The organism is Enterobacter cloacae complex sp. 372C4 (genome assembly GCF_050030615.1).
Lineage (GTDB): Bacteria > Pseudomonadota > Gammaproteobacteria > Enterobacterales > Enterobacteriaceae > Enterobacter > Enterobacter intestinihominis.
Genome location: NZ_JBLGUQ010000001.1, coordinates 1,760,539 through 1,786,341 on the forward strand (window position 1 = coordinate 1,760,539; position 25,803 = coordinate 1,786,341).

The 25,803-nt window shown below is 55.5% G+C and carries 19 protein-coding genes, 4 tRNA genes, 3 rRNA genes and 1 riboswitch; of the genes, 4 read left to right on the top strand and 22 right to left on the bottom strand.

From position 1 onward, the window contains the following. Positions 1–29: 29 nt before the first annotated feature. The 7 genes from ilvA to ilvL all read right to left on the bottom strand — a co-directional run bounded on the left by ilvA (position 30) and on the right by ilvL (position 6,580). The gene (ilvA, locus tag ACQG11_RS08410) at positions 30–1,574 is read right to left on the bottom strand and encodes a threonine ammonia-lyase, biosynthetic (RefSeq protein WP_426728886.1); all 1,545 of its coding nucleotides are present in this window, start codon (positions 1,572–1,574) and stop codon (positions 30–32) included. 2 nt (positions 1,575–1,576) lie between these two features. After that, positions 1,577–3,427, bottom strand: coding sequence for a dihydroxy-acid dehydratase (gene ilvD / locus ACQG11_RS08415; RefSeq protein ID WP_022649775.1), 1,851 nt, complete (start codon positions 3,425–3,427; stop codon positions 1,577–1,579). Positions 3,428–3,487: 60 nt separating this feature from the next. Continuing rightward, entirely contained in the window at positions 3,488–4,417 is a 930-nt protein-coding gene (gene ilvE, locus ACQG11_RS08420; RefSeq protein ID WP_003860182.1) for a branched-chain-amino-acid transaminase, read from the bottom strand. An 18-nt stretch (positions 4,418–4,435) separates the two neighbouring features. Then, positions 4,436–4,699 (bottom strand): acetolactate synthase 2 small subunit, encoded by a 264-nt coding sequence (ilvM, locus tag ACQG11_RS08425; protein WP_003860184.1) that lies wholly within the window; start codon positions 4,697–4,699, stop codon positions 4,436–4,438. Continuing rightward, positions 4,696–6,342 (bottom strand): acetolactate synthase 2 catalytic subunit, encoded by a 1,647-nt coding sequence (gene ilvG, locus ACQG11_RS08430; protein ID WP_045308986.1) that lies wholly within the window; start codon positions 6,340–6,342, stop codon positions 4,696–4,698. Before ilvG ends, ilvM begins: the two co-directional genes overlap by 4 nt. Positions 6,343–6,344: 2 nt before the next feature. Further along, positions 6,345–6,395 carry a peptide IlvX gene (ilvX, locus tag ACQG11_RS08435; protein ID WP_193941730.1) on the bottom strand — a complete coding sequence of 17 codons (51 nt, stop codon included), beginning with the start codon at positions 6,393–6,395 and terminating at the stop codon, positions 6,345–6,347. An 86-nt stretch (positions 6,396–6,481) separates the two neighbouring features. Then, a complete protein-coding gene (gene ilvL / locus ACQG11_RS08440) occupies positions 6,482–6,580 on the bottom strand; it encodes an ilv operon leader peptide (RefSeq protein ID WP_001311244.1) in 99 nt (32 codons plus the stop codon). A gap of 340 nt (positions 6,581–6,920) precedes the next feature. On the opposite strand from ilvL, the gene ACQG11_RS08445 reads away from it, so the two are divergent. Continuing rightward, positions 6,921–8,441, top strand: coding sequence for a YifB family Mg chelatase-like AAA ATPase (locus tag ACQG11_RS08445; RefSeq protein WP_426728304.1), 1,521 nt, complete (start codon positions 6,921–6,923; stop codon positions 8,439–8,441). A 26-nt stretch (positions 8,442–8,467) separates the two neighbouring features. Here ACQG11_RS08445 and ACQG11_RS08450 read toward each other — a convergent pair whose 3' ends face one another. Then, entirely contained in the window at positions 8,468–8,806 is a 339-nt protein-coding gene (locus ACQG11_RS08450) for a DUF413 domain-containing protein (RefSeq protein ID WP_006808641.1), read from the bottom strand. Between the two features lie 118 nt (positions 8,807–8,924). Between ACQG11_RS08450 and hdfR the strand changes: the two genes are divergently transcribed. Continuing rightward, positions 8,925–9,746 carry an HTH-type transcriptional regulator HdfR gene (gene hdfR, locus ACQG11_RS08455; protein WP_022649779.1) on the top strand — a complete coding sequence of 274 codons (822 nt, stop codon included), beginning with the start codon at positions 8,925–8,927 and terminating at the stop codon, positions 9,744–9,746. Positions 9,747–9,846: 100 nt separating this feature from the next. On the opposite strand, the gene ACQG11_RS08460 is transcribed toward hdfR, so the two are convergent. The 9 genes from ACQG11_RS08460 to btuB all read right to left on the bottom strand — a co-directional run bounded on the left by ACQG11_RS08460 (position 9,847) and on the right by btuB (position 18,200). Continuing rightward, positions 9,847–9,922 (bottom strand) — tRNA-Trp (locus ACQG11_RS08460). A 53-nt stretch (positions 9,923–9,975) separates the two neighbouring features. Next, a tRNA-Asp gene (locus ACQG11_RS08465) sits at positions 9,976–10,052 on the bottom strand. Between the two features lie 55 nt (positions 10,053–10,107). Further along, positions 10,108–10,223, bottom strand: a 5S ribosomal RNA gene (gene rrf, locus ACQG11_RS08470). 69 nt (positions 10,224–10,292) lie between these two features. Further along, positions 10,293–13,197, bottom strand: a 23S ribosomal RNA gene (locus ACQG11_RS08475). 169 nt (positions 13,198–13,366) lie between these two features. Next, positions 13,367–13,442: transfer RNA gene (locus ACQG11_RS08480), tRNA-Ala, on the bottom strand. Positions 13,443–13,484: 42 nt separating this feature from the next. Next, positions 13,485–13,561: transfer RNA gene (locus ACQG11_RS08485), tRNA-Ile, on the bottom strand. Between the two features lie 70 nt (positions 13,562–13,631). Continuing rightward, a 16S ribosomal RNA gene (locus ACQG11_RS08490) occupies positions 13,632–15,173 on the bottom strand. The 16S, 23S and 5S rRNA genes sit together here with 4 tRNA genes alongside, the layout of an rRNA operon. Before the next feature lie 383 nt (positions 15,174–15,556). Next, positions 15,557–16,408: a glutamate racemase gene (gene murI, locus ACQG11_RS08495; RefSeq protein WP_023298885.1), complete on the bottom strand. Its 852-nt coding sequence runs from the start codon at positions 16,406–16,408 to the stop codon at positions 15,557–15,559. Continuing rightward, positions 16,353–18,200, bottom strand: a complete 1,848-nt coding sequence (btuB, locus tag ACQG11_RS08500; RefSeq protein WP_023330102.1) for a TonB-dependent vitamin B12 receptor BtuB — start codon at positions 18,198–18,200, stop codon at positions 16,353–16,355. The genes murI and btuB overlap by 56 nt, the downstream gene beginning before the upstream one ends. 66 nt (positions 18,201–18,266) lie before the next feature. Then, a riboswitch (cobalamin riboswitch) is annotated at positions 18,267–18,442 on the bottom strand. A 104-nt stretch (positions 18,443–18,546) separates the two neighbouring features. Here btuB and trmA point away from each other — a divergent pair. Beyond that, positions 18,547–19,647: a tRNA (uridine(54)-C5)-methyltransferase TrmA gene (gene trmA / locus ACQG11_RS08505; RefSeq protein WP_023298887.1), complete on the top strand. Its 1,101-nt coding sequence runs from the start codon at positions 18,547–18,549 to the stop codon at positions 19,645–19,647. Positions 19,648–19,737: 90 nt separating this feature from the next. On the opposite strand, the gene ACQG11_RS08510 is transcribed toward trmA, so the two are convergent. Both ACQG11_RS08510 and fabR read right to left on the bottom strand, forming a co-directional pair. Beyond that, positions 19,738–20,097 carry a YijD family membrane protein gene (locus ACQG11_RS08510; RefSeq protein ID WP_017383113.1) on the bottom strand — a complete coding sequence of 120 codons (360 nt, stop codon included), beginning with the start codon at positions 20,095–20,097 and terminating at the stop codon, positions 19,738–19,740. Positions 20,098–20,106: 9 nt separating this feature from the next. After that, a complete protein-coding gene (fabR, locus tag ACQG11_RS08515; RefSeq protein ID WP_003862059.1) occupies positions 20,107–20,745 on the bottom strand; it encodes an HTH-type transcriptional repressor FabR in 639 nt (212 codons plus the stop codon). Between the two features lie 196 nt (positions 20,746–20,941). On the opposite strand from fabR, the gene sthA reads away from it, so the two are divergent. Continuing rightward, positions 20,942–22,342: a Si-specific NAD(P)(+) transhydrogenase gene (gene sthA / locus ACQG11_RS08520; RefSeq protein WP_003862057.1), complete on the top strand. Its 1,401-nt coding sequence runs from the start codon at positions 20,942–20,944 to the stop codon at positions 22,340–22,342. Here the strand turns inward: sthA and oxyR are convergent. The 3 genes from oxyR to argB all read right to left on the bottom strand — a co-directional run bounded on the left by oxyR (position 22,325) and on the right by argB (position 25,803). Next, on the bottom strand, positions 22,325–23,242 hold the full coding sequence (gene oxyR, locus ACQG11_RS08525; protein ID WP_022649783.1) for a DNA-binding transcriptional regulator OxyR: 918 nt from the start codon (positions 23,240–23,242) through the stop codon (positions 22,325–22,327). The genes sthA and oxyR overlap by 18 nt on opposite strands. 305 nt (positions 23,243–23,547) lie before the next feature. Beyond that, a complete protein-coding gene (gene argH / locus ACQG11_RS08530; RefSeq protein WP_063163756.1) occupies positions 23,548–24,921 on the bottom strand; it encodes an argininosuccinate lyase in 1,374 nt (457 codons plus the stop codon). A gap of 105 nt (positions 24,922–25,026) precedes the next feature. Further along, on the bottom strand, positions 25,027–25,803 hold the full coding sequence (argB, locus tag ACQG11_RS08535; protein ID WP_094948456.1) for an acetylglutamate kinase: 777 nt from the start codon (positions 25,801–25,803) through the stop codon (positions 25,027–25,029).

Sequence of the window (25,803 nt, forward strand, 5' to 3'; positions counted from 1 at the left end):
GCTTACCCGGCCTACACGCAGCTCAACCCTTAGCCCGCGAGGAAGAAGCGGAACGCCGGGTTGTGGGTTTCGTCATGGCACTCATAGCCCAGCTCGTTCAGGCGCGTTTCGAAATCCGGCTCGTGCTCGCCCAGCTCGAACGCCGCCAGCACGCGGCCGTAGTCGGTGCCGTGGCTGCGGTAGTGGAACAGAGAAATGTTCCAGTGGGTGCCCAGCGTGTGCAGGAACTTGAGCAACGCGCCCGGCGATTCCGGGAACTCGAAGCTGAACAGGCGTTCCTTGAGCGGCTTGGATGGACGGCCACCGACCATGTAACGCACGTGCAGCTTCGCCATCTCGTCGTCGGAGAGATCGACCACGCTATAGCCGCCCTCATGCAGCAGGTTGAGGATCTCTTTGCGCTCCTCCACGCCGCGGCTCAGACGCACGCCGACAAAAATGCAGGCGTCTTTGGAGTCGGCAAAACGGTAGTTAAACTCCGTTACCGAACGACCGCCCAGCAGCTGGCAGAACTTCAGGAAGCTGCCCTTCTCTTCCGGAATGGTCACCGCCAGCAGGGCTTCACGCTGTTCGCCCAGCTCGCAGCGCTCGGAAACGTAGCGCAGGCCGTGGAAGTTCACGTTGGCACCGGAAAGCACGTGCGCCAGACGCTCGCCGCGGATGTTGTGCTGCGCGATGTATTTTTTCATGCCCGCCAGCGCCAGCGCGCCGGACGGTTCCGCCACCGCCCGAACGTCTTCGAACAGATCTTTCATCGCCGCGCAGATCGCATCGCTGTCCACCGTGACGATATCGTCGAGATATTCCCGGCACAGGCGGAAGGTTTCGTCGCCAATGCGCTTCACCGCCACGCCCTCGGCAAACAGCCCGACGCGCGGCAGGTCTACCGGATGCCCGGCATCCAGCGCCGCTTTCAGGCAGGCGGAGTCTTCCGCTTCCACGGCAATGACTTTGATCTGCGGCATCAGCTGTTTGATCAGCACCGCCACACCAGCGGCTAAGCCACCGCCGCCCACCGGGACGAAAACGCGGTCGAGATGGGCATCCTGCTGCAACAGTTCCAGCGCCAGCGTACCCTGCCCGGCAATCACCATCGGGTGATCGAACGGCGGGACCCAGGTGAAACCCTGCTGCTGCGCCAGCTCAATCGCTTTGGCTTTCGCTTCGTCAAAATTCGCGCCGTGGAGCAGCACTTCCCCGCCAAAACCGCGCACCGCGTCGACTTTGATATCCGCCGTGGCAACCGGCATCACGATCAGCGCTTTCAGCCCCAGACGGGCAGACGAGAACGCGACGCCCTGGGCGTGGTTGCCCGCCGACGCGGTAATCACGCCGCGCGCTTTTTGCTCGTCGGTCAGCCCGGCCATCATCGCGTAGGCGCCGCGCAGCTTGAAGCTGTGCACCGGCTGACGGTCTTCGCGCTTCACCAGAATGACGTTGTCGAGGCGCGAGGAGAGTTTTTCCATTTTCTGCAGGGGCGTGACCTGAACGGCTTCATAGACCGGTGCGCGCAGCACCGCCCTGAGATATTCCGCCCCCTCAGGGGCGGCGGATAAGGGTTGTGACTCGGCCATCATTAGCCCCCAAGTTTAGATTTATCGCGCACCGCGCCTTTATCTGCACTGGTGGCAAGACTCGCGTAAGCGCGCAGGGCGAAGGAGACTTCGCGCTGGCGGTCTTTCGGCGTCCAGGCTTTGTCGCCGCGGGCTTCCTGCGCTTCACGACGGGCCGCAATCTCCTGGTCACTCAGCTTCAGCTGAATGCCGCGGTTCGGAATGTCGATTTCGATCAGGTCGCCATCTTCGATGATCGCGATATTGCCGCCGCTTGCCGCTTCCGGGGAGACGTGGCCAATGGAGAGGCCTGACGTGCCGCCAGAGAAACGACCGTCGGTGATCAGCGCGCAGGCTTTGCCGAGGCCCATCGATTTCAGGAAGGTAGTCGGGTAGAGCATCTCCTGCATGCCCGGACCGCCTTTCGGCCCTTCGTAGCGAATGACCACCACGTCGCCTTCCACCACTTTGCCACCGAGGATAGCGTCTACCGCCTCGTCCTGACTTTCATACACTTTTGCCGGACCGGTGAATTTGAGAATGCTGTCGTCCACGCCTGCGGTTTTCACGATGCAGCCGTTTTCCGCAAAGTTACCGTACAGCACGGCCAGACCGCCGTCTTTGCTGTAGGCATGTTCCAGCGAGCGGATGCAGCCTTCGGCGCGATCGTCATCCAGCGTGTCCCAGCGGCAATCCTGCGAGAACGCCTGCGTGGTGCGAATACCTGCCGGACCGGCGCGGAACATCTTTTTCACCGCGTCGTCTTTGGTCAGCATCACGTCGTACTGGTCCAGCGACTCCGGCAGCGTCAGGCCGAGCACATTTTTCACGTTGCGGTTCAGCAGCCCTGCGCGATCCAGCTCGCCGAGAATACCGATGACACCACCAGCACGATGCACGTCTTCCATATGGTACTTCTGGGTACTCGGCGCGACTTTACACAGCTGCGGCACTTTGCGGGAGAGCTTGTCGATGTCGCTCATGGTGAAGTCGATTTCGGCTTCCTGCGCGGCGGCCAGCAGGTGCAGAACGGTGTTGGTGGAACCGCCCATGGCGATATCCAGCGTCATGGCGTTTTCGAACGCCGCTTTACTGGCGATGTTGCGCGGCAGCGCGCTGGCGTCGTCCTGCTCGTAGTAGCGTTTGGTCAGCTCAACGATGCGCTTGCCCGCGTTAAGGAACAGCTGCTTACGGTCGGCGTGGGTCGCCAGCAGCGAGCCGTTACCCGGCTGAGAAAGGCCCAGCGCTTCGGTCAGGCAGTTCATGGAGTTGGCGGTGAACATCCCGGAACAGGAGCCGCAGGTCGGACACGCGGAGCGTTCCACCTGGTCGCTCTGCTCGTCAGAGACTTTCGGGTCCGCGCCCTGGATCATGGCATCGACCAGGTCGAGCTTGATGATTTTGTCGGAAAGCTTGGTTTTACCCGCTTCCATCGGGCCGCCGGAAACGAAGATCACCGGAATGTTCAGGCGCAGGGAGGCCATCAGCATCCCCGGGGTGATTTTGTCGCAGTTGGAGATACAGACCATCGCATCGGCGCAGTGGGCGTTAACCATGTACTCCACCGAGTCGGCGATCAGCTCGCGCGACGGTAGTGAATAGAGCATCCCCCCGTGGCCCATTGCGATACCGTCATCCACCGCAATGGTGTTGAACTCTTTCGCCACGCCGCCGGAGGCTTCGATTTGCTCGGCAACCAGCTTACCAAGATCGCGCAGGTGCACGTGGCCCGGCACAAACTGGGTGAAGGAGTTCACCACGGCGATAATTGGCTTGCCGAAATCGGCGTCGGTCATTCCGGTGGCGCGCCACAGTGCGCGGGCACCCGCCATATTACGGCCGTGGGTGGTGGTGGCTGAACGATACTTAGGCATGCTTTATTTACTCCCGTCTGACTATTAAATGGGACGGTGCGTGCCGTCCCAAATTTATATTTAGTGATTAACCTGATCCAACCAGCCGTATTTGTCTTCTGTTTCGCCGGTGAACAGGCCGAAGAAGGCTTGCTGAATGCGTTTGGTGACCGGACCACAGCGGCCTTCGCCCACCTGAATGCCGTCGACGCTACGCACCGGTGTAATTTCAGCCGCGGTACCGGACATGAACACTTCGTCAGCCAGGTACAGGGATTCGCGGGACAGCACCTGCTCGCGTACTTCGATACCCAGATCTTTTGCCAGCTTGATGATGGCGTCGCGGGTGATGCCCGGCAGCGCGGACGAGGTGAACGGCGGGGTGAACAGAATGCCGTCTTTCACTTCAAACAGGTTTTCGCCCGCACCTTCGGAGATGTAGCCATTTACATCGAGCGCGATACCTTCCTGGTAACCGTGACGGCGCGCTTCGCTGCCAACCAGCAGTGAGGAGAGGTAGTTACCGCCCGCTTTAGCCGCGGTCGGGATAGTGTTTGGTGCCACGCGGTTCCAGGAAGAAACCATTGCGTCGATCCCCTGATCCAGTGCTTCCGCGCCCAGGTAGGCGCCCCACGGGAACGCAGCAATGATCACATCGGTGTTATAGCCAGCGGGCGGATTGACACCCATGCCGACATCACCCACGAAGACCAGCGGACGAATATAGGCACTGGTCAGTTTGTTCTGGCGGATCACCTCGCGGCAGGCTTCCATCAGCTCATCAACGCTTTGGGAGACCGGGAAACGATAAATTTTGGCTGAGTCATGCAGACGCTGCATGTGTTCGCGATGGCGGAACACCACTGGTCCTTTGTGAGAATCGTAGCAACGGATGCCTTCAAACACGGAGGTGCCGTAGTGCAGCGCGTGGGACATCACGTGAACTTTCGCGTCTTCCCAGCGAACCATCTCACCATTGAACCAAATGTAATCAGCTTTTTTTGTCGTCATTTTTTCGTCCTGTCACGCTTAAGCGCGGATTTGTTGTGATGTGGTTGTGCTCTGGCAGATGGCAACATGGGCAACGTCTACCAGTTTTGATAACTGACTAAACAGTAAGTCGACCGGCCGCGGGCTGGCAACGGTTAATTCGATACTGATATTTTGTGCATCCGTGGCCGTTTCCATATTCATAGAGCAAATCTGAAAACCACGATGACGCACCACACGCAATACGCGTTCTAACGTTTCCGGGTTGAAGCGAGCCTGCACGGCAACCTGATGTTGCATCATGATAATTTCTCCAGCATTTGTGAGTTACTGGCACCGGGCGGTACCAACGGCCAGACGTTCTCAAGCTCGTCGATTGAGACATGAAGCAGGTATGGCCCTTCGCTTGACAGCATGGTGTCGAGTGCCGCTTCAACCTGGTCTTTACGGGTGATGTGCTGGCCAGGAATGCCGAAGGCGCTGGCCAGGGTGAGGAAATCGGGGTTGTCGGTCAGGGTCGTTTCGCTGTAACGCTCCTGGAAGAACAGCTGCTGCCACTGGCGAACCATTCCCAAACGCTGGTTATCGAGCAAAACGATTTTCAGCGGTAACTGCTTACGCTTCACGGTGCCGAGCTCCTGGACATTCATCATGAAGGAGCCGTCACCGGAGATACAGATAACGGTATCGTTCGGGCGGGCAACCTGTGCGCCCACGGCAGCGGGCAGGCCGAAGCCCATCGTGCCTAAGCCGCTCGAGGTGATGAAGTTCTCCGGGCGGGTGTAGGTCATGTGCTGGGCTGACCACATCTGATGCTGGCCGACATCCGTCGTCACCACGCTGTCTGCGGGTTTGCGGTCGGACAACTGTTTCAACAACAGCGGCGCATAGATGGCCTCGCCGGGGTGATCGTAACGCCAGGCGTGTTCAGCGCGCATATCTGCGGTGTGCTGACGCCATGGGTTGATATCCAGCGGCTGCTCCAGCGCCGGTAAAAGCGCGTTGAGATCGCCCTGCAACGCGACATGCGCCTGACGCAGTTTGTTCATCTCCGCCGGGTCGATGTCCATATGGATCACTTTGGCGTTCGGCGCAAAGGTGTTCAGCTTGCCGGTGACGCGGTCGTCAAAACGGGCGCCGACGGCGATGAGCAGGTCACACTCCTGCACCGCCAGGTTTGCCGCTTTGGTGCCGTGCATCCCTAACATGCCCAAATAGTATGGATAGTCCGCGTCGACCGCGCCCAATCCTTTCAGCGTGCAGGTGGCGGGCATTTGCGTTACTGCGATAAATTCGCGCAGGGCAGGAACAGCCTGCGCCATGCCCACGCCGCCGCCTACATACAGCATCGGCTGTTTCGCCTGCGCCAGCATCTGGCGAGCCTCTTCAACCTCCGTATGGGGAAACACGTTGTCGCTTTCAACGGTGGAGAAGTGCGGTTCCAGATCGCCGAGTGCAACCTGAATATCTTTCGGGATATCTACCAGAACCGGGCCAGGACGGCCAGAGCTGGCAACCTCGAACGCTTCGGCCATCACGCGCGGCAGCTCTTCGAGAGACTGAACGAGGAAGCTGTGTTTGGTGCAGGCAAGCGATAAACCGAGCACATCCACTTCCTGGAAAGCATCGGTGCCGATGAAAGGAGAGGCCACCTGGCCGGTGATCGCCACCACGGGTACGGAATCGAGCAGCGCGTCAGCCAGGCCGGTGATCAGGTTCGTTGCGCCCGGACCGGAGGTGGCCATACAGACGCCGGTTTTACCGGTCGCACGGGCATAACCGATGGCGGCCATCGCTGCGCCCTGCTCGTGTCGGCACAAGAGGTGTTCCACGCCGCCGTCATACAGTGCATCGTAAATCGGCATAATTGCGCCACCCGGATAACCGAATACGGTTTCGACTCCCTGCGCGCGCAACGCATGTACTACCCATTGTGCCCCATTCATAGTTAGTTCCCCGTCATAAATCTGGAGAAACAGAATTTTGTGCTAGCCGTCATTCTCTGCTCCTCATTTAAGTTTTTTAGTCATAAAAAAACCCCCGGACCTTTCGGTGCGGGGGTCTTAGTTCGTTAAGGCTTGATTTCTAAGCCTTTCCTCGTCCAAGTGCAGCCCCGCACGGTGGGATAATAATCACCACCACGCTAATCACGACCAGGCTAATCACTCGTAGAAGGGCTGTCATTTTCAGTTCTTTTTGCATCTTGTTCGAAGGAATACCTAAAGAGTTACCACAGATATTTCATCTGACACAAGATTTTTTTATGACTCATTTCTGTAGCAGGCGAACTATTTCTTTCAAAATCGTTGTTTTATATAGGGAAAAAATAGAAATGAAGATTTTTCATTTTTTGGCCCGTTTCATCAGGCAAGGCGCGCATGATTTCTTTTCTGCGAGGCCGATTCCACCGACATGTAATGATTACATTTAGGCGCTAAAAGGCTGGAACGAGCGCCGTAATTCAGTGAATTAGCGCTAAACAGGAAAAAATGATGCTGGCATAGTCACCGCCAAGGAGGGGCTTATGTCACTGTCAGTTGTTTATACACGCGCGGCCATCGGCGTGAAGGCACCGCTTATTTCTGTAGAGGTTCATTTAAGTAATGGACTGCCCGGACTGACGCTGGTCGGCTTACCCGAAACGACCGTTAAGGAGGCCAGGGATCGCGTGCGCAGCGCAATTATTAATAGCGGTTATGCTTTTCCGGCGAAGAAGATCACCATCAACCTTGCGCCCGCCGATTTGCCAAAGGAGGGAGGGCGATATGATTTACCTATTGCTATAGCGCTTCTCGCGGCTTCTGAACAGCTCAATACGCCAGGGTTAAGCTCGTGCGAGTTCGTGGGTGAATTAGCGCTTACAGGCGCGTTAAGAGGCGTTCCCGGAGCAATCTCGGGTGCGCTTGAAGCCATACGCGCGGGAAGGCAAATCATTGTGGCCAATGAAAATGCCTCTGAAGTCAGCCTTATCGCCGAAAAGGGGTGTCTTGTCGCGGGACATTTGCAGGAGGTTTGCGCCTGGCTGGAAGGCCGACATGAGCTTGCCGAGCCGCAGGAGAATGAGGAGGTAGTGGCAGATTCACCCGATGACCTCAGCGATATTATGGGTCAGGAACAGGGTAAGCGGGCGTTAGAAATAACGGCCGCGGGTGGGCATAACCTGCTACTGATAGGTCCGCCAGGCACGGGGAAAACGATGCTGGCGAGCAGGTTGAGCGGCCTGCTGCCCCCCCTCAATAATCACGAAGCGCTGGAAAGCGCCGCGATATTTAGCCTGGTCAGTTCAATATCGCTGCATAAACAGTGGCGCCGCCGTCCTTTCCGCTCGCCACACCACAGTGCGTCTCTTACCGCGATGGTGGGCGGGGGCTCAATTCCCGGACCGGGTGAAATCTCACTGGCACACAACGGCATTCTGTTCCTGGATGAATTGCCAGAGTTTGAACGCCGCGTGCTGGATGCGTTGCGGGAGCCGATTGAATCCGGCGAAATCCATCTGTCTCGTACACGCGCCAAAATAAGCTACCCTGCGCAGTTTCAGCTGGTCGCCGCGATGAACCCTAGCCCAACGGGCCATTATCAGGGCAACCATAACCGCTGTACGCCGGAGCAGACGCTGCGCTATCTGAGTAAGCTGTCCGGCCCCTTCCTCGACCGTTTTGATTTATCTCTCGATATCCCCCTGCCACCGCCCGGTCTGCTGAGGCAAACCGGTATCAAAGGCGAAAGCTCAGCAGCGGTGCGAGAACGGGTTATTGCGGCTCAGGCGCGGCAGTATGCTCGTCAGAACAGGCTGAATGCCCGGCTGGATAACAGCGGGATCCGACAGTTTTGCTCTCTCAACGCCGAAGATGCAGGCTGGCTGGAAGAGACACTGACGCGGTTTGGGTTATCCATTCGCGCGTGGCAGCGTTTGTTGAAAGTTGCGCGCACGGTCGCTGACGTGGAGGGCTGCCCCGGAATAGAGAGGCGACATTTGCAGGAGGCATTAAGCTACCGTGCGATCGATCGGCTGCTGTTGCATCTGCAAAAAATGCTGGCATAAAAAAGGGGCCGTAGCCCCTTCTCTTCTTAATCGTCAGACTCGGTGTAGTCTTCTGCACCTTCCATCTGCGGCTTGCCGCCAGACAGCGTATGGAAACGCTTAGGACGCTTAATGCGAGCCATATACTTGATCCATACACGTTCTGCATCAGACTGCGGCTCACGCTCACCACGACAAACAGAGACAAATTGTTTTTCATCTTCGGTTGCCGGTTCGCGCTTACCCAGATCCAGCTCGTTAAAGGCATAACCATGGCGCTCAAGAAGTTGAGCTTCTTTGATAGTGAAATCGCCGTGACGAGAGAACCCGCGCGGATAATGTTTATTATCGAAAAAACGATTAGTCGTCGTAAAGCTTTCCGCCATCCTACACGCTCCTAATTCTTTGGCCGAGCTATTTATGGCGCGGAGTATTAGTTACGCTTGACAGAGTGTAAAACAAAACATTTAAATCATAACGACAAATAATTTTGTGGAGAAAGATGTGGATACGGAATTGCTAAAAACTTTCCTCGAAGTGAGCAGAACGCGACACTTTGGGCGAGCAGCTGAAGCCCTCTACCTGACGCAGTCAGCAGTCAGTTTTCGTATTCGACAGCTGGAAAATCAACTGGGTGTGAACCTTTTTACCCGCCATCGCAACAATATTCGTCTAACCCCGGCCGGTGAAAAGCTATTGCCTTATGCAGAAACCCTGATGAATACCTGGCAGGCAGCGCGAAAGGAGGTTGCGCACACCTCCCGGCATAATGAATTCTCGATCGGTGCCAGCGCTTCACTATGGGAATGCATGCTCAGCCAGTGGCTTATGCGGCTATATCGCACACACAATCATCTGCAATTTGAGGCGAGGATTGCGCAACGCCAGTCGCTGGTTAAGCAACTCCACGAGCGGCAGCTTGATCTGCTGATCACCACAGAAGCCCCCAAGATGGATGAATTTAGCAGCCAGATTGTTGGACAGTTTAGCCTGGCGCTCTATGCATCCGAGCCTGCAATGATGAAGGCCGACCTGAATTATTTACGCCTGGAATGGGGGCCTGATTTTCAGCAGCACGAGACGGGGTTAATTGCCAGCGATGATATCCCGCAACTCACGACAAGCTCTGCGGAGATCGCATGCCAGCATCTTCCCACACTGAAAGGCTGTACATGGTTACCTGTTCGCTGGGCGGATAATAAACCTGCACTCCATGTTGTCACCGATTCAACAACGCTCTCCAGGCCGCTGTATGCCATTTGGCTGCAAAACAGCGATAAGCAGTCGCAGATAAAAGATCTGTTAAAAACCAGCATACTGGATTAACGCAAAAGCCTGCGGAAACGCAGGCTGCTTATTCTTCAGGAAGGTGTTGAGCCGTTTTACAGGCAAAAAAAAATCCTTTGCCGAAGCAAAGGATTCTATATGGCAGGGGCGGAGAGACTCGAACTCGCGACACCCGGTTTTGGAGACCGGTGCTCTACCAACTGAGCTACGCCCCTAAATTTTTTTGCCATTAAGCCTGCCCAAAGGGCAGGCTCAATGTCTTAATAAGTGGCGGAACGGACGGGACTCGAACCCGCGACCCCCTGCGTGACAGGCAGGTATTCTAACCGACTGAACTACCGCTCCACCGAATACTTCTGTAACCACCGGATTAATGCACCGGCTTACTACTTAATTTGATGCCTGGCAGTTCCCTACTCTCACATGGGGAGACCCCACACTACCATCGGCGCTACGGCGTTTCACTTCTGAGTTCGGCATGGGGTCAGGTGGGACCACCGCGCTAAAGCCGCCAGGCAAATTCTGTTAATCTGTATCAGGCTGAAAATCGTGTCTGTCTCTTCGCCGAAACAGCTTCGGCGTTGTAAGGTTAAGCCTCACGGTTCATTAGTATCGGTTAGCTCAACGCATCGCTGCGCTTACACACCCGACCTATCAACGTCGTAGTCTTCAACGTTCCTTCAGGAGACTTAAAGTCTCAGGGAGAACTCATCTCGGGGCAAGTTTCGTGCTTAGATGCTTTCAGCACTTATCTTTTCCGCATTTAGCTACCGGGCAGTGCCATTGGCATGACAACCCGAACACCAGTGATGCGTCCACTCCGGTCCTCTCGTACTAGGAGCAGCCCCCCTCAATTCTCCAGCGCCCACGGCAGATAGGGACCGAACTGTCTCACGACGTTCTAAACCCAGCTCGCGTACCACTTTAAATGGCGAACAGCCATACCCTTGGGACCTACTTCAGCCCCAGGATGTGATGAGCCGACATCGAGGTGCCAAACACCGCCGTCGATATGAACTCTTGGGCGGTATCAGCCTGTTATCCCCGGAGTACCTTTTATCCGTTGAGCGATGGCCCTTCCATTCAGAACCACCGGATCACTATGACCTGCTTTCGCACCTGCTCGCGCCGTCACGCTCGCAGTCAAGCTGGCTTATGCCATTGCACTAACCTCCTGATGTCCGACCAGGATTAGCCAACCTTCGTGCTCCTCCGTTACTCTTTGGGAGGAGACCGCCCCAGTCAAACTACCCACCAGACACTGTCCGCAACCCGGATTACGGGTCTACGTTAGAACACCAGCCATTAAAGGGTGGTATTTCAAGGTTGGCTCCACGCAGACTGGCGTCCACGCTTCAAAGCCTCCCACCTATCCTACACATCAAGGACCAGTGTTCAGTGTCAAGCTATAGTAAAGGTTCACGGGGTCTTTCCGTCTTGCCGCGGGTACACTGCATCTTCACAGCGAGTTCAATTTCACTGAGTCTCGGGTGGAGACAGCCTGGCCATCATTACGCCATTCGTGCAGGTCGGAACTTACCCGACAAGGAATTTCGCTACCTTAGGACCGTTATAGTTACGGCCGCCGTTTACCGGGGCTTCGATCAAGAGCTTCGCGTTGCCGCTAACCCCATCAATTAACCTTCCGGCACCGGGCAGGCGTCACACCGTATACGTCCACTTTCGTGTTTGCACAGTGCTGTGTTTTTAATAAACAGTTGCAGCCAGCTGGTATCTTCGACTGATTTCAGCTCCGTCCGCAGGGACTTCACCTACATATCAGCGTGCCTTCTCCCGAAGTTACGGCACCATTTTGCCTAGTTCCTTCACCCGAGTTCTCTCAAGCGCCTTGGTATTCTCTACCTGACCACCTGTGTCGGTTTGGGGTACGATTTCGTGTTACCTGATGCTTAGAGGCTTTTCCTGGAAGCAGGGCATTTATCACTTCAGCACCGTAGTGCCTCGTCATCACACCTCAGCGTTAACAAGGTACCGGATTTACCTGGAACCTCCGCCTACATGCTTAAACCGGGACAACCGTCGCCCGGCTGACATAGCCTTCTCCGTCCCCCCTTCGCAGTAACACCAAGTACAGGAATATTAACCTGTTTCCCATCGACTACGCCTTTCGGCCTCGCCTTAGGGGTCGACTCACCCTGCCCCGATTAACGTTGGACAGGAACCCTTGGTCTTCCGGCGAGCGGGCTTTTCACCCGCTTTATCGTTACTTATGTCAGCATTCGCACTTCTGATACCTCCAGCACCCCTCACAGGACACCTTCAACGGCTTACAGAACGCTCCCCTACCCAACAACACATAGTGTCGCTGCCGCAGCTTCGGTGCATGGTTTAGCCCCGTTACATCTTCCGCGCAGGCCGACTCGACCAGTGAGCTATTACGCTTTCTTTAAATGATGGCTGCTTCTAAGCCAACATCCTGGCTGTCTGTGCCTTCCCACATCGTTTCCCACTTAACCATGACTTTGGGACCTTAGCTGGCGGTCTGGGTTGTTTCCCTCTTCACGACGGACGTTAGCACCCGCCGTGTGTCTCCCGTGATAACATTCTTCGGTATTCGTAGTTTGCATCGGGTTGGTAAGCCGGGATGGCCCCCTAGCCGAAACAGTGCTCTACCCCCGAAGATGAGTTCACGAGGCGCTACCTAAATAGCTTTCGGGGAGAACCAGCTATCTCCCGGTTTGATTGGCCTTTCACCCCCAGCCACAGGTCATCCGCTAATTTTTCAACATTAGTCGGTTCGGTCCTCCAGTTAGTGTTACCCAACCTTCAACCTGCCCATGGCTAGATCACCGGGTTTCGGGTCTATACCCTGCAACTTAACGCCCAGTTAAGACTCGGTTTCCCTTCGGCTCCCCTATACGGTTAACCTTGCTACAGAATATAAGTCGCTGACCCATTATACAAAAGGTACGCAGTCACCCCATAAAGAGGCTCCCACTGCTTGTACGTACACGGTTTCAGGTTCTTTTTCACTCCCCTCGCCGGGGTTCTTTTCGCCTTTCCCTCACGGTACTGGTTCACTATCGGTCAGTCAGGAGTATTTAGCCTTGGAGGATGGTCCCCCCATATTCAGACAGGATACCACGTGTCCCGCCCTACTCTTCGAGTTCACAGCAAGTGTGCTTTCGTGTACGGGACTATCACCCTGTACCGTCGGACTTTCCAGACCGTTCCACTAACACACAAGCTGATTCAGACTCCGGGCTGCTCCCCGTTCGCTCGCCGCTACTGGGGGAATCTCGGTTGATTTCTTTTCCTCGGGGTACTTAGATGTTTCAGTTCCCCCGGTTCGCCTCGTTAACCTATGTATTCAGTTAACGATAGTGCAACGGATTGCACTGGGTTTCCCCATTCGGACATCGCCGGGTCAAAGGTTCATATCACCTCGCCGGCGCTTTTCGCAGATTAGCACGTCCTTCATCGCCTCTGACTGCCAGGGCATCCACCGTGTACGCTTAGTCGCTTAACCTCACAACCCGAAGATGTTTCACTTCTGATTGCGAAAATTTGAGAGACTCGAACACACATGAGCTGTGTGTCGTTTCAATTTTCAGCTTGATCCAGATTTTTAAAGAGCAAAACTTCGCAGTGCACCTTTTCAGGTTCACTCTGAAGTTTTCTTGTTTTGCAGTAAAGGATGGTGGAGCTATGCGGGATCGAACCGCAGACCTCCTGCGTGCAAGGCAGGCGCTCTCCCAGCTGAGCTATAGCCCCATCGTTTGTAATCTCTGTACCGCTCATCCTTTAAAAGGAGTTTGGTAGGCCTGAGTGGACTTGAACCACCGACCTCACCCTTATCAGGGGTGCGCTCTAACCACCTGAGCTACAAGCCTGCAGAGATTTTTTACTGCTGTTTTTCATCAGACAATCTGTGTGAGCACTACAAAGGCAGGTTCTTTAAGGTAAGGAGGTGATCCAACCGCAGGTTCCCCTACGGTTACCTTGTTACGACTTCACCCCAGTCATGAATCACAAAGTGGTAAGCGCCCTCCCGAAGGTTAAGCTACCTACTTCTTTTGCAACCCACTCCCATGGTGTGACGGGCGGTGTGTACAAGGCCCGGGAACGTATTCACCGTGGCATTCTGATCCACGATTACTAGCGATTCCGACTTCATGGAGTCGAGTTGCAGACTCCAATCCGGACTACGACGCACTTTATGAGGTCCGCTTGCTCTCGCGAGGTCGCTTCTCTTTGTATGCGCCATTGTAGCACGTGTGTAGCCCTACTCGTAAGGGCCATGATGACTTGACGTCATCCCCACCTTCCTCCAGTTTATCACTGGCAGTCTCCTTTGAGTTCCCGGCCTAACCGCTGGCAACAAAGGATAAGGGTTGCGCTCGTTGCGGGACTTAACCCAACATTTCACAACACGAGCTGACGACAGCCATGCAGCACCTGTCTCAGAGTTCCCGAAGGCACCAAAGCATCTCTGCTAAGTTCTCTGGATGTCAAGAGTAGGTAAGGTTCTTCGCGTTGCATCGAATTAAACCACATGCTCCACCGCTTGTGCGGGCCCCCGTCAATTCATTTGAGTTTTAACCTTGCGGCCGTACTCCCCAGGCGGTCGACTTAACGCGTTAGCTCCGGAAGCCACGCCTCAAGGGCACAACCTCCAAGTCGACATCGTTTACGGCGTGGACTACCAGGGTATCTAATCCTGTTTGCTCCCCACGCTTTCGCACCTGAGCGTCAGTCTTTGTCCAGGGGGCCGCCTTCGCCACCGGTATTCCTCCAGATCTCTACGCATTTCACCGCTACACCTGGAATTCTACCCCCCTCTACAAGACTCTAGCCTGCCAGTTTCGAATGCAGTTCCCAGGTTGAGCCCGGGGATTTCACATCCGACTTGACAGACCGCCTGCGTGCGCTTTACGCCCAGTAATTCCGATTAACGCTTGCACCCTCCGTATTACCGCGGCTGCTGGCACGGAGTTAGCCGGTGCTTCTTCTGCGGGTAACGTCAATCGACAGGGTTATTAACCCTGTCGCCTTCCTCCCCGCTGAAAGTACTTTACAACCCGAAGGCCTTCTTCATACACGCGGCATGGCTGCATCAGGCTTGCGCCCATTGTGCAATATTCCCCACTGCTGCCTCCCGTAGGAGTCTGGACCGTGTCTCAGTTCCAGTGTGGCTGGTCATCCTCTCAGACCAGCTAGGGATCGTCGCCTAGGTGAGCCGTTACCCCACCTACTAGCTAATCCCATCTGGGCACATCCGATGGCAAGAGGCCCGAAGGTCCCCCTCTTTGGTCTTGCGACGTTATGCGGTATTAGCTACCGTTTCCAGTAGTTATCCCCCTCCATCAGGCAGTTTCCCAGACATTACTCACCCGTCCGCCACTCGTCAGCGAAGCAGCAAGCTGCTTCCTGTTACCGTTCGACTTGCATGTGTTAGGCCTGCCGCCAGCGTTCAATCTGAGCCATGATCAAACTCTTCAATTTAAGTTTGATGCTCGTGAATTAAACTTCGTAATGAATTACGTATGTTCACTCAGAGACTTGGTATTCATTTTTCGTCCGAGGACGTTAAGAATCCATGTCACTTTGAGTGCCCACACAGATTGTCTGATAAATTGTTAAAGAGCAGTTGCAACGCGGCTTTCAGCTCATCGTTGCGAGGTCCCGTATATTACGTTTTCCTCATTCAGAGTCAAGCAATTATTTTCACTTTTCTCTGTTGGCGTTCATCTCTGAACCCCGCTGTCCCGGCGGCTTGTAAGCCGTTGTTCCGTGTCAGTGGAGGCGCATTATAGGGAGTTCTCAGACGTTGACAACCCCTCTTTGAAAAAAAACGTTCAACCGTCTCTTTTTTGCTCAAAACCGTGCTACAGCGCCAGTTTTTCGAGCGTTTCGAAGCCATAACGACGTAAAACGGGCAAAAGTTGTTCGGTTTCTTTTGTTATCGCCATACAGAAAGCGATGTTAGCATCCGCTGATTTCGCATCCGGCGCCTCGTGCTCCAGTAGCCAGGCGGTCCGACGCGCAATCGCAGCACCGGAATCCACCAGCCGGGTCCCTTCAGGCAAAACCTTTAACAGCTCTTCCTGTAATAGCGGGAAATGGGTGCAGCCGAGAACAACCGTATCCGGTGGTTCCTGCATCCGCAGCCATGGACGCAGAATGCGACGCAGCTCTTCAAGCGATACCGTCTCGCCGTGCAGTTTCGCTTCCGCCATTTCCACCAGCTCCGCCGAGCCGAGCATGGCGATCTGGCATTCATTGGCAAAGCGCTCAATAAGCTCACGCGTATAAGGACGTTTTACCGTACCGCGTGTCGCCAGCAACCCCACGATACCGTTCGCCGTCAGACGCGCCGCAGGTTTGATTGCCGGGACAACGCCCACAACCGGGAACGGGAATTTTTCGCGCAGGGCAGGAAGAGAGACCGTGCTTGCCGTATTACAGGCAATAACCGCCAGCGCCAGGGGATAGCGCTTTTGTACCGCAGTGACGATTTCAATCACACGCTCAACGATAAAGTCTTCACTCTTTTCCCCATACGGGAACGCGACGTTATCGAAGGCGTAGATGTAATGGAGATCCGGCAGGAGCTGCCGAATCTCATCATAGACCGAAAGCCCACCGACGCCGGAATCAAACACCAGCACGGTGGGACGCGGATCAGAAGGTGTAGCTGCCAGACAAGGTGTATTCCCGTCCTGCAGTTTGGTAGCCATAAACTGTCTCGTAATCTTTATCGAACAGGTTGGCTATTTTACCACGAACTGTGAGATGTGAGGTGACAGGATATGAAACCGCGACGTCCCACAGGCTGACGCCGCCCATTTTAACTTTCTCTGACGGATAGGTTCCAAAGTCGGTGTCGTAGCGCGTGCCGAGATAGTGATACGTCAGGCTCCAGTCAACATCATAGATCTGCGTATCAAGCTGATATTTCACCTGCTGTTTAGCACGACGGTCCAGAAGTTGATTGGTTGCCGCATTGCGGGCATCCACATAGTCGTAGCCCACAGTATGCGTCAACGGACCCGTATCAAACGACGCTGTCGCTTCTACACCTTTAATGCGTGCTTTGCCGACGTTGTAATATTGCTGCAGGTTATTGTTGAAGTCGATGAGATTATCAACGTCATTACGATAGCCGGATACGCGCCAGCTTACGCCTGCCGTCAGGCCTTCAAACGCCCCTTCCCACTGCTTGCTCTCTTCAGGATCAAGATGGGTATTGCCGTAGAAGCCATAGAGCTGACCCAGATTCGGCGCTTTATAGGCCGTGCCATAAGAGGCTATGAAGCGGTAACCGTCAACGAACTCCCAGGCTGCGCTACTTTGCCAGGTACCATGGCGACCAAACTGAGAGTTGTCATCGCTGCGGGCCGCCGCCTCCAGAGTGAAATCTCCAAACTGCTGCAACCCAGTCAGGTAGACGCCAGTGTTACGCAGGTCATAGGCGTTGGTTACGTAGTTGGTACCCGGCTCGGTGCTCTGTTTCTGCCAGTCAACGCCCGCGCCGATGTTGCCATGTCCCACGTCAACTGAGTTGGTCCACTGAACATTGTACTGTTTGATTTCATCCAGGGTTGCTGTGGAGTCATAGCGTCCAAGGTGCGGATCGTAATTGTAGTCTTTGCTGTGACTGTAGCTGGAGAGCAACTGTGAATGGAAAACATCCCGGTTAAACCGCAATCCGGCATCCCAGGTCTGGCTATAGAGTTGGCGGGTATCAACCAGCACATCAGGGGTAAATGAACTGTAATAGCCGTCATAGGCGGTACGGTTGCTGTAACCATAGCCGCGAACGAAACCACTCCATTGCTCAGAGAAAGCATGCTCCAGTGCGCCGTAGAGCGTTTTATTCATAAAGCCGTCGCGATCGGTCTGGGCAAGGCCGCCGTTATTACCGTCAGCAACGACGTCAAAGCCTTTTGTGTAGGTGTAATCCCCCGCCAGCGTAACGCGCGTACTTTCACCCAATGTTTGCTGGGTGCTGCCACCATAATTCTGGAAGCCGTGTGTCCCAACGCCAGCATTCAGCGTTGTGCCATCCTTCGCACGCGTAGTGATAATGTTGACTACACCACCGATCGCATCCGAGCCGTACACCGCCGAACGCGGTCCACGAAGATATTCGATGCGCTGCACCAGGGAGATCGGAAACTGGCTGAGATCGGACGACCCCGTGACGCCCGCCTGGTTAAGACGGATCCCGTCGACGAGAATCAGGACATGGCTGGAGTTCGTACCGCGTATAAAGAGAGAAGAGAGCTGCCCCATCCCGCCATTTTGTGCCGTATCTACGCCAGGCAGGCGACGCATGACATCCAGAACCGTGGTGGATTGCCAGCGGTCGATATCGGCCCGCGTCACGACAGAAGTCGCAGCCAGAACAGATTTTTCAGGTTGTTCGAAACGGTTTGCTGTCACCACCAACGAGTCGGCGCTTTCCTGCGCCCAGCCCGAAAATGCCGTGACGGAAAACGCCGTCAACAGCGATACTTTTTTAATCATTGTTAAAGCATCCACAATATAAGAAGGATGCCGCAGGCCTCATCGATAGCACGCGATGATGAAACCAAATGCGACGTGATCCCGGCAGGTCTTCGGGCTGGGTGGCGTTATACGGATGAAGACTTCCCGTTTTCACAGTGTCTACAACTCTCATCCCGCCAGTCTTTACCGCTGCGCGTCAGCTCCAGATTTGCACTGGATTCCCTTTTCACTCTCAGGAGACCGGAAACAGAATGCTACAATTAGACACGTATAGATGTCCAGATAGCTATTAGCCATTAAATCTGGACATCCACTGCACAATCCCTACAATCCCCGCGTAATTCTTTATCACTCAGGACGCATCATGACCCCCGAACACCTCCCGACAGAACAGTACGACGCACAGCTGGCAGAAAAAGTTGTCCGCCTGCAAAGTATGATGACGCCTTTCAACGCGCCCGTTCCCGAGGTGTTTCGTTCTCCGGTCAGCCACTACCGTATGCGCGCTGAGTTTCGCATCTGGCACGATGGCGATGACCTGTACCACATCATTTTCGATCAGCAGACGAAATCCCGGATTCGCGTAGACAGTTTCCCGGCGGCGAGTGAGCTTATCAACCAGCTAATGACGCTGATGATCGACGGTGTGCGCACTAATCCGGTGCTGCGCAACAAGCTGTTCCAGATTGACTACCTGACCACCCAAAGCAATCAGGCCATTGTCTCTCTGCTCTATCACAAAGCGCTGACCGACGAGTGGCGCGAGCAGGCAGAAGCCCTGCGCGATGCGCTGCGCGCGCAGAACATCAACGTGCACCTGATTGGCCGCGCGACCAAAACCAAAATCATGCTGGACCAGGATTACATCGACGAGCGTTTGCCGGTGGCCGGAAAAGAGATGGTTTACCGTCAGGTGGAGAACAGCTTCACCCAGCCGAATGCGGCAATGAACGTGCAGATGCTGGAGTGGGCGCTGAATGCGACGGAAGGGTCGACGGGCGATCTGCTGGAGCTCTACTGCGGTAACGGCAACTTCTCGCTGGCGCTGGCGCGTAACTTCGAGCGCGTGCTGGCGACGGAAATCGCCAAACCGTCGGTGGCCGCCGCGCAGTACAACATCGCCGCTAACCATATTGATAATGTGCAGATCATTCGTATGGCGGCAGAAGAGTTTACCCAGGCGATGAACGGCGTACGTGAGTTTAACCGCCTGCAAGGGATTGATTTGAAGAGCTACCAGTGTGAGACAATTTTTGTCGATCCGCCGCGCAGTGGCCTGGACAGCGAAACCGAGAAGATGGTGCAGGCGTACCCGCGTATTTTGTACATCTCCTGTAACCCGGAGACGCTGTGCAAGAATCTGGAAACATTAAGCCAGACGCACAAGGTTGAACGTCTGGCGCTGTTCGATCAGTTCCCATATACGCACCATATGGAGTGCGGCGTACTGCTCACGGCGAAGTAATGTGGGCCTTGTAGGGCAGGTAAGCGAAGCGCCACCTGCCAAAAAAGCCGGATGGCGCTTCGCTTATCCGGCCTACAATGACAAAACCCTTTACTCTGGTAACTGGCTCTTGCGGCTACGCATGCGCGAGCCAATCCAGAACACCAGCGCCACAGACAGCACCGCAGGCAGGAAGTTAGAACCGATATCCGGATACTCTGCACGCACCACGGTGCTGTACAACAATACACCCAGAATAAAACAGGCTGCGGCCAGCCCCGGTAACCCAACCGGCATGGTGCGGTTCAGATAACGTTGATGCAGGCAATACACCGTCAGCACCAGCGCGATAATCGGGAAAATCGAGAACGGTACAATTGAGCTGAAAACCGCCGCAAACGTACCGTTAATGGATAAGCCAGCGATCAATGCCAGCAACAGCGTTCCTTTATCCTGACCTGACTGTTTCATTACTCACCTTCACTCATCGTTTTGATGTGCCAACTTCTCTTGTTCACGGCGATACCAGTAGTACGCACCTTTAGAAATCATCCGCAGCTGCAATACCAGTCGCTCTTCGAGTTGCTTACGTTGCTCAATGCTGACATCCAGCGCTTCGGCACCCGCGCTGAAAACAATGGTCACCATCGCCTCGGCCTGTGCTTCAGTAAACGCACGCGGCATATGGTTTTCGAGTTCAAGATAGTCGGCAAGTTCCGCGATGAAATGCTGAATTTCACGCGCGACGGCGGCACGAAACGCCGCCGACGTGCCAGAGCGCTCGCGCAGCAAAAGGCGAAACGCGTTAGGGTTATTGCCGATAAATTCCATAAATGTCGACACGGAGGTGCGGATCACGCTGCCGCCTTTGGCAATACGCTGACGCGCCTGACGCATAAGCTGGCGCAGCATCAAACCGCTCTCGTCGACCATGGTCAGGCCCAGTTCATCCACATCACGGAAATGACGATAGAAGGACGTTGGCGCAATCCCGGCCTCGCGCGCCACTTCGCGCAGGCTTAAACTGGCAAAACTCCGCTCAGCACTCAGTTGACTGAATGCGGCTTCCACCAGCGAACGCCGGGTTTTCTCTTTTTGTTGTGCTCTTACGCCCATCACGATAGTTGAATCCTTCCAAAGGCCCGTTGGCACTATACCAGAGAATAAAATTAATCTGTTTACCTGGCTTTGTGAATGATTGTTTACGCGCGGTTTGTGCTCCACTGCCCGAAAAAAGCACAACGATAATTGGGTTACCCAGGCAATGATGTTATGATTCTGTTGCTTTTATGTATAAGAACAGGTAAGCCTTGCCATGCCACATTCCTACGATTACGACGCAATAGTTATTGGTTCCGGCCCCGGCGGCGAAGGTGCTGCTATGGGTCTGGTAAAACAGGGAGCCAGAGTAGCGGTTATTGAGCGCTACCATAATGTCGGCGGCGGTTGCACCCACTGGGGCACCATCCCTTCGAAAGCCCTCCGCCACGCCGTTAGCCGCATTATCGAATTTAACCAGAACCCTCTTTACAGCGACCACTCCCGACTTCTTCGTTCTTCTTTTGCCGATATCCTGAATCACGCAGACACGGTCATTAACCAGCAGACGCGCATGCGTCAGGGTTTCTATGAGCGCAACCACTGTGAAATTCTGCAGGGTAACGCGCATTTTGTGGATGAACACACCCTGGCGCTGGAGTGCCACGACGGTTCGGTTGAGACGCTCACCGCTGAAAAATTTGTGATCGCCTGCGGATCGCGCCCATATCATCCGGCAGACGTGGACTTCTCTCATCCACGCATTTACGACAGCGACTCCATCCTCAGCCTGCACCACGAGCCACGCCATGTGATCATCTATGGCGCGGGCGTGATTGGCTGTGAATATGCGTCGATTTTCCGGGGAATGGAGGTCAAAGTCGATTTGATCAACACCCGCGACCGGCTGCTGGCGTTCCTCGATCAGGAGATGTCAGATTCCCTCTCCTACCACTTCTGGAATAGTGGCGTGGTGATTCGCCACAACGAAGAGTACGAGAAAATCGAAGGCTGCGACGACGGTGTGATCATGCACCTGAAATCTGGTAAGAAGCTGAAGGCGGACTGCCTGCTGTACGCCAACGGCCGTACCGGCAACACGGATTCATTGCAGCTGGAGAATATCGGGCTTGAAACCGACAGCCGCGGTCAGCTCAAGGTCAACAGCATGTACCAGACTGCGCTGCCGCACGTTTACGCGGTGGGCGACGTTATTGGTTACCCAAGTCTGGCCTCCGCTGCTTACGATCAGGGCCGCATCGCCGCACAGGCGCTGGTGAAAGGTGAAGCGACGGCGCATCTGATCGAGGACATCCCGACGGGCATCTACACCATCCCGGAAATCAGTTCTGTCGGCAAAACCGAGCAGCAGTTGACGGCCATGAAGGTGCCTTACGAGGTGGGTCGTGCCCAGTTTAAACACCTGGCGCGCGCACAAATTGTGGGGATGAGCGTGGGTACGCTGAAGATCCTGTTCCATCGCGAGACGAAAGAGATCCTCGGTATTCACTGCTTTGGTGAACGTGCCGCGGAAATCATTCATATCGGCCAGGCGATCATGGAGCAAAAAGGTGGTGGCAACACCATCGAGTACTTCGTTAACACCACCTTTAACTACCCGACCATGGCGGAAGCCTATCGGGTAGCTGCGCTGAACGGCTTAAACCGCCTGTTTTAACGCGTTGTCGAAATGGCCATCCATTGCACCACGGATGGCCTCTGCCAGCTGCTCATAGCGGCTGCGCAGCGGTGAACCCGGACGATAAACCAGGCCGATCGTGCGACGCGGCTCTGGCTTAATACACGGCAGATAGACCACGCCATCACGCTTACGCTCGCGCGGCACGGCCAGCGCAGGCAGCAGCGTAATGCCACTTCCCGCCGCGACCATGTTACGCAGCGTTTCCAGGCTGGTTGCGCGGAAATGGGTATCTTCATCTGCACCCGCTTCGAAGCAGAAGCCCATCGCCTGATCGCGCAGACAGTGGCCGTCTTCCAGCATCAGCAGCTTTTCTCCGGCCAGATCGGCCATCGGCACGCGATCGCGGTTCGCCCACGGGTGATCTTCATAGATCGCCAGCATCATCGGCTCATCGAACAGCGGTACTTCAATAAAGGCTTCACTCTCTTTGACCAGCGCCAGGATCGCGCAGTCGAGCTTGCCGCTGTCTAACTGCGCCAGCAGCTGATGGGTTTGCGCTTCATGCAGGTACATTTCGAGTTTCGGGAACGTCTGGTGCAGCAGCGGAATGATTTGCGGCAACAGATACGGGCCAACGGTTGGGATCAGGCCAATATGCAGCGGGCCGGACATCGCCTCCCCCTGCTGGCTTGCCATTTCCTTGAGCACTTTGACCTCGCGCAGTACGGTGCGCGCCTGATCCACCAGCAGCAGACCTGCCTGCGTGAACAGTACCTTACGACTGGTGCGCTCCAGCAGCATCACGCCCAGCTCATCTTCCAGCTTGCGGATCTGACCGCTCAGCGTTGGCTGGCTGACGTGGCAGGAGTCTGCCGCGCGGCGAAAATGGCGATGCTCAGCTAACGCTACCAGGTATTCAAGATCACGAATATTCATTATTCATCCTCCGTCGCCACGATAGTTCATGGCGATAGATAGCATAGCAACGAACGATTATCCCTATCAAGCATTCTGTTGAATAATACATCACATAGACGAGGCGGCACGTGTTTGACCCAAAACGACCCCGCACCGTCAGCGAGTTTCTCTCAAAACTCGAAAAACTAAAGCCAACGTGAACTTTTGCGGACCCCGTGGTCCGCTTTTTTTTGCGTATAAAAAAGCCCAGCACTAAGCCAGGCTCCGTTTTTCTCCCTCTCCCTGTGGAAGAGGGCCGGGGTGAGGGCACCAGCCCGCACAAATCAAACCAACCGGTTTTTCGCGTCCGTAATCGCCTGCGCTACCTGCTTCGGCGAGACTCCACCTTTCGCCGCACGCTTATCCAGGCAGGATTGCAGGGCCAGAATCGGGTAGACATCCTCCCCAATAACCGCACTGAATTTTTGCAGGTCGGCAAGCGCCAGCTCTTCAAGGGCTTTACCCTGACGAATCGCTTCCACTACCGCTTCACCCACAATATGGTGCGCCTCGCGGAACGGTACACCTTTCGCCACCAGGTAGTCCGCCAGCTCAGTTGAGTTAGCATAGCCCTGCTGCGCCGCTTCCTGGCAGCGCGGACGTTTCACCTGAATGCCGTCCAGCACCAGCGCGCCCATATGCAGACAGTCCAGCCAGGTGTCGAGCGCGTCGAACAGCCCCTCTTTGTCTTCCTGCATGTCTTTGTTGTATGCCAGCGGCAGCCCTTTCAGGGTCATCATCATGCCGGTCAGCGCGCCCTGCACGCGGCCACATTTGCCGCGGATCAGCTCCAGCGCATCCGGGTTTTTCTTTTGCGGCATCAGGGAGGAGCCGGACGTCACGCGGTCGGACAGCTCGACGAAGCCCGCTTCGCCAGAGTTAAAGAAGATCAGGTCTTCGGCAAAGCGCGACAGGTGCACCATCCCGATAGAGGCATTCGACAGCAGCTCCAGCACGTGGTCACGGTCAGAGACGCTGTCCAGGCTGTTGCGGGTGGCGGAAGCAAAGCCCAGCCAGCCTGCCAGCTGCTCACGGTCGATTTCATAAGCCGTACCGGCCAGCGCGCCGCTGCCCAACGGGCTGACGTCCAGACGCGTTAAGGTATCCTGTAAACGGCTCTCATCACGCGCCAGCATCTCAACGTAGGCCAGACACCAGTGCGCAAAGGTCACCGGCTGTGCGCGTTGCAGGTGGGTATAACCCGGCATCACCGCATCCTGATTGTTCTGCGCAGTGTCCACCAGCGCGCCCTGCAACTGACGATTTGCCGCCAGCAGTTCGCCTATGGTCTCTTTGCACCACAGCTTCAGGTCGGTCGCCACCTGGTCATTACGGCTACGGCCGGTATGCAGTTTTTTACCCAGCTGGCCGACTTTGTCGATGAGTTTGCCTTCCACCCAGCTGTGAATATCTTCGGCATCGCTCTGGAGGATTTGCTGCGGATCCAGACGCACCTCTTCCAGCAGATTATTCAGCGCCTCTTCCAGCTGCTGCTGTTCCTCTGCGGTCAGCACGCCCACGGTCACCAGCGCTTTGGACCAGGCCACAGAGCCGACAATATCCTGTTCGGCCAGGCGGTAGTCGAAGCGCAAAGAGTCGTTGAACTGTTTGAACCGCTGATCCGCTGCCTGTGTAAAACGCCCACCCCAAAGTGCCATAACGAATTTCCTTAATGATGATATTTTTGCCCGGTGGCGCTGCGCTTACCGGGCCTACAAAATTCACGTAGGCCGGATAAGCGAAGCGCCATCCGGCACAGAATCTTAAGCCAGAATACGCGTACCAATCGGCGTACCGTTAAACAGCGCCGGGAGTTGCTCCGCGTGACGCCAGGAGGCGATATCCACCGGACGACCCAGCGTGCGCGCGGCATCCAGCGCCGCGTTCACCTTAACGATCATGCCGTCGGTGATAATGCCCTGATCGATCAGCTGTTCGGCTTTTGCGGCGGTCATTTCCGCTATACGCTGGCCTTTGCCGTCCAGAATACCGCTCACGTCGGAGAGCAGGATCAGGTCTGCGCCCAGCGTGGCCGCCAGCGCGGTTGCCGCCTGGTCCGCATTGACGTTCATCAGCTCGCCCTCTTCGGTCACGCCGATTGAGCTCACCACCGGCAGAAAACCACCTTCCAGCAGGGTGTTAATCAGCTTAGGCGAACCTGGCTGCGCCAGTCCAACATGGCCAAGCGCTTCGTCGAGCTGGGTCACTTTCACGCTATCGCCATCGCCCAGACAGAGACCAACGGACGCGATGTGGTGCTTCTTCGCCCACGCCAGCAGCGTTTTGTTCGCCGTCCCCGCCAGCGCACCAGTAATAATGTCAATCTGGTCGGCAGGCGTGACGCGCAGGCCATTTTTCTTAATCACCGGCAGGTTGAGCCCTTTCATCAGCTCGTCCACCACACAGCCGCCGCCGTGGACAATCACCAGCGGACGTTGATGTGATTCACGATAGTTCACCAGCGCGGTAAACAGGCGCTCCAGCGCTTCTTCGCTGTCCAGCAGTACACCACCGAGTTTGATAATTAATGGGTTCATCAT

Bases quoted from the DNA above. Each gene is read 5' to 3' on its own strand.
- ilvL (WP_001311244.1), bottom strand. From the start codon at position 6,580: ATGACAGCCCTTCTACGAGTGATTAGCCTGGTCGTGATTAGCGTGGTG.
- ilvM (WP_003860184.1), bottom strand. From the start codon at position 4,699: ATGATGCAACATCAGGTTGCCGTGCAGGCTCGCTTCAACCCGGAAACG.
- ilvD (WP_022649775.1), bottom strand. From the start codon at position 3,427: ATGCCTAAGTATCGTTCAGCCACCACCACCCACGGCCGTAATATGGCG.
- ACQG11_RS08510 (WP_017383113.1), bottom strand. From the start codon at position 20,097: ATGAAACAGTCAGGTCAGGATAAAGGAACGCTGTTGCTGGCATTGATC.
- murI (WP_023298885.1), bottom strand. From the start codon at position 16,408: ATGGCTACCAAACTGCAGGACGGGAATACACCTTGTCTGGCAGCTACA.
- ilvE (WP_003860182.1), bottom strand. From the start codon at position 4,417: ATGACGACAAAAAAAGCTGATTACATTTGGTTCAATGGTGAGATGGTT.
- oxyR (WP_022649783.1), bottom strand. From the start codon at position 23,242: ATGAATATTCGTGATCTTGAATACCTGGTAGCGTTAGCTGAGCATCGC.
- ilvA (WP_426728886.1), bottom strand. From the start codon at position 1,574: ATGGCCGAGTCACAACCCTTATCCGCCGCCCCTGAGGGGGCGGAATAT.
- ACQG11_RS08450 (WP_006808641.1), bottom strand. From the start codon at position 8,806: ATGGCGGAAAGCTTTACGACGACTAATCGTTTTTTCGATAATAAACAT.
- ACQG11_RS08445 (WP_426728304.1), top strand. From the start codon at position 6,921: ATGTCACTGTCAGTTGTTTATACACGCGCGGCCATCGGCGTGAAGGCA.
- argH (WP_063163756.1), bottom strand. From the start codon at position 24,921: ATGGCACTTTGGGGTGGGCGTTTTACACAGGCAGCGGATCAGCGGTTC.
- argB (WP_094948456.1), bottom strand. From the start codon at position 25,803: ATGATGAACCCATTAATTATCAAACTCGGTGGTGTACTGCTGGACAGC.
- trmA (WP_023298887.1), top strand. From the start codon at position 18,547: ATGACCCCCGAACACCTCCCGACAGAACAGTACGACGCACAGCTGGCA.
- sthA (WP_003862057.1), top strand. From the start codon at position 20,942: ATGCCACATTCCTACGATTACGACGCAATAGTTATTGGTTCCGGCCCC.
- ilvG (WP_045308986.1), bottom strand. From the start codon at position 6,342: ATGAATGGGGCACAATGGGTAGTACATGCGTTGCGCGCGCAGGGAGTC.
- btuB (WP_023330102.1), bottom strand. From the start codon at position 18,200: ATGATTAAAAAAGTATCGCTGTTGACGGCGTTTTCCGTCACGGCATTT.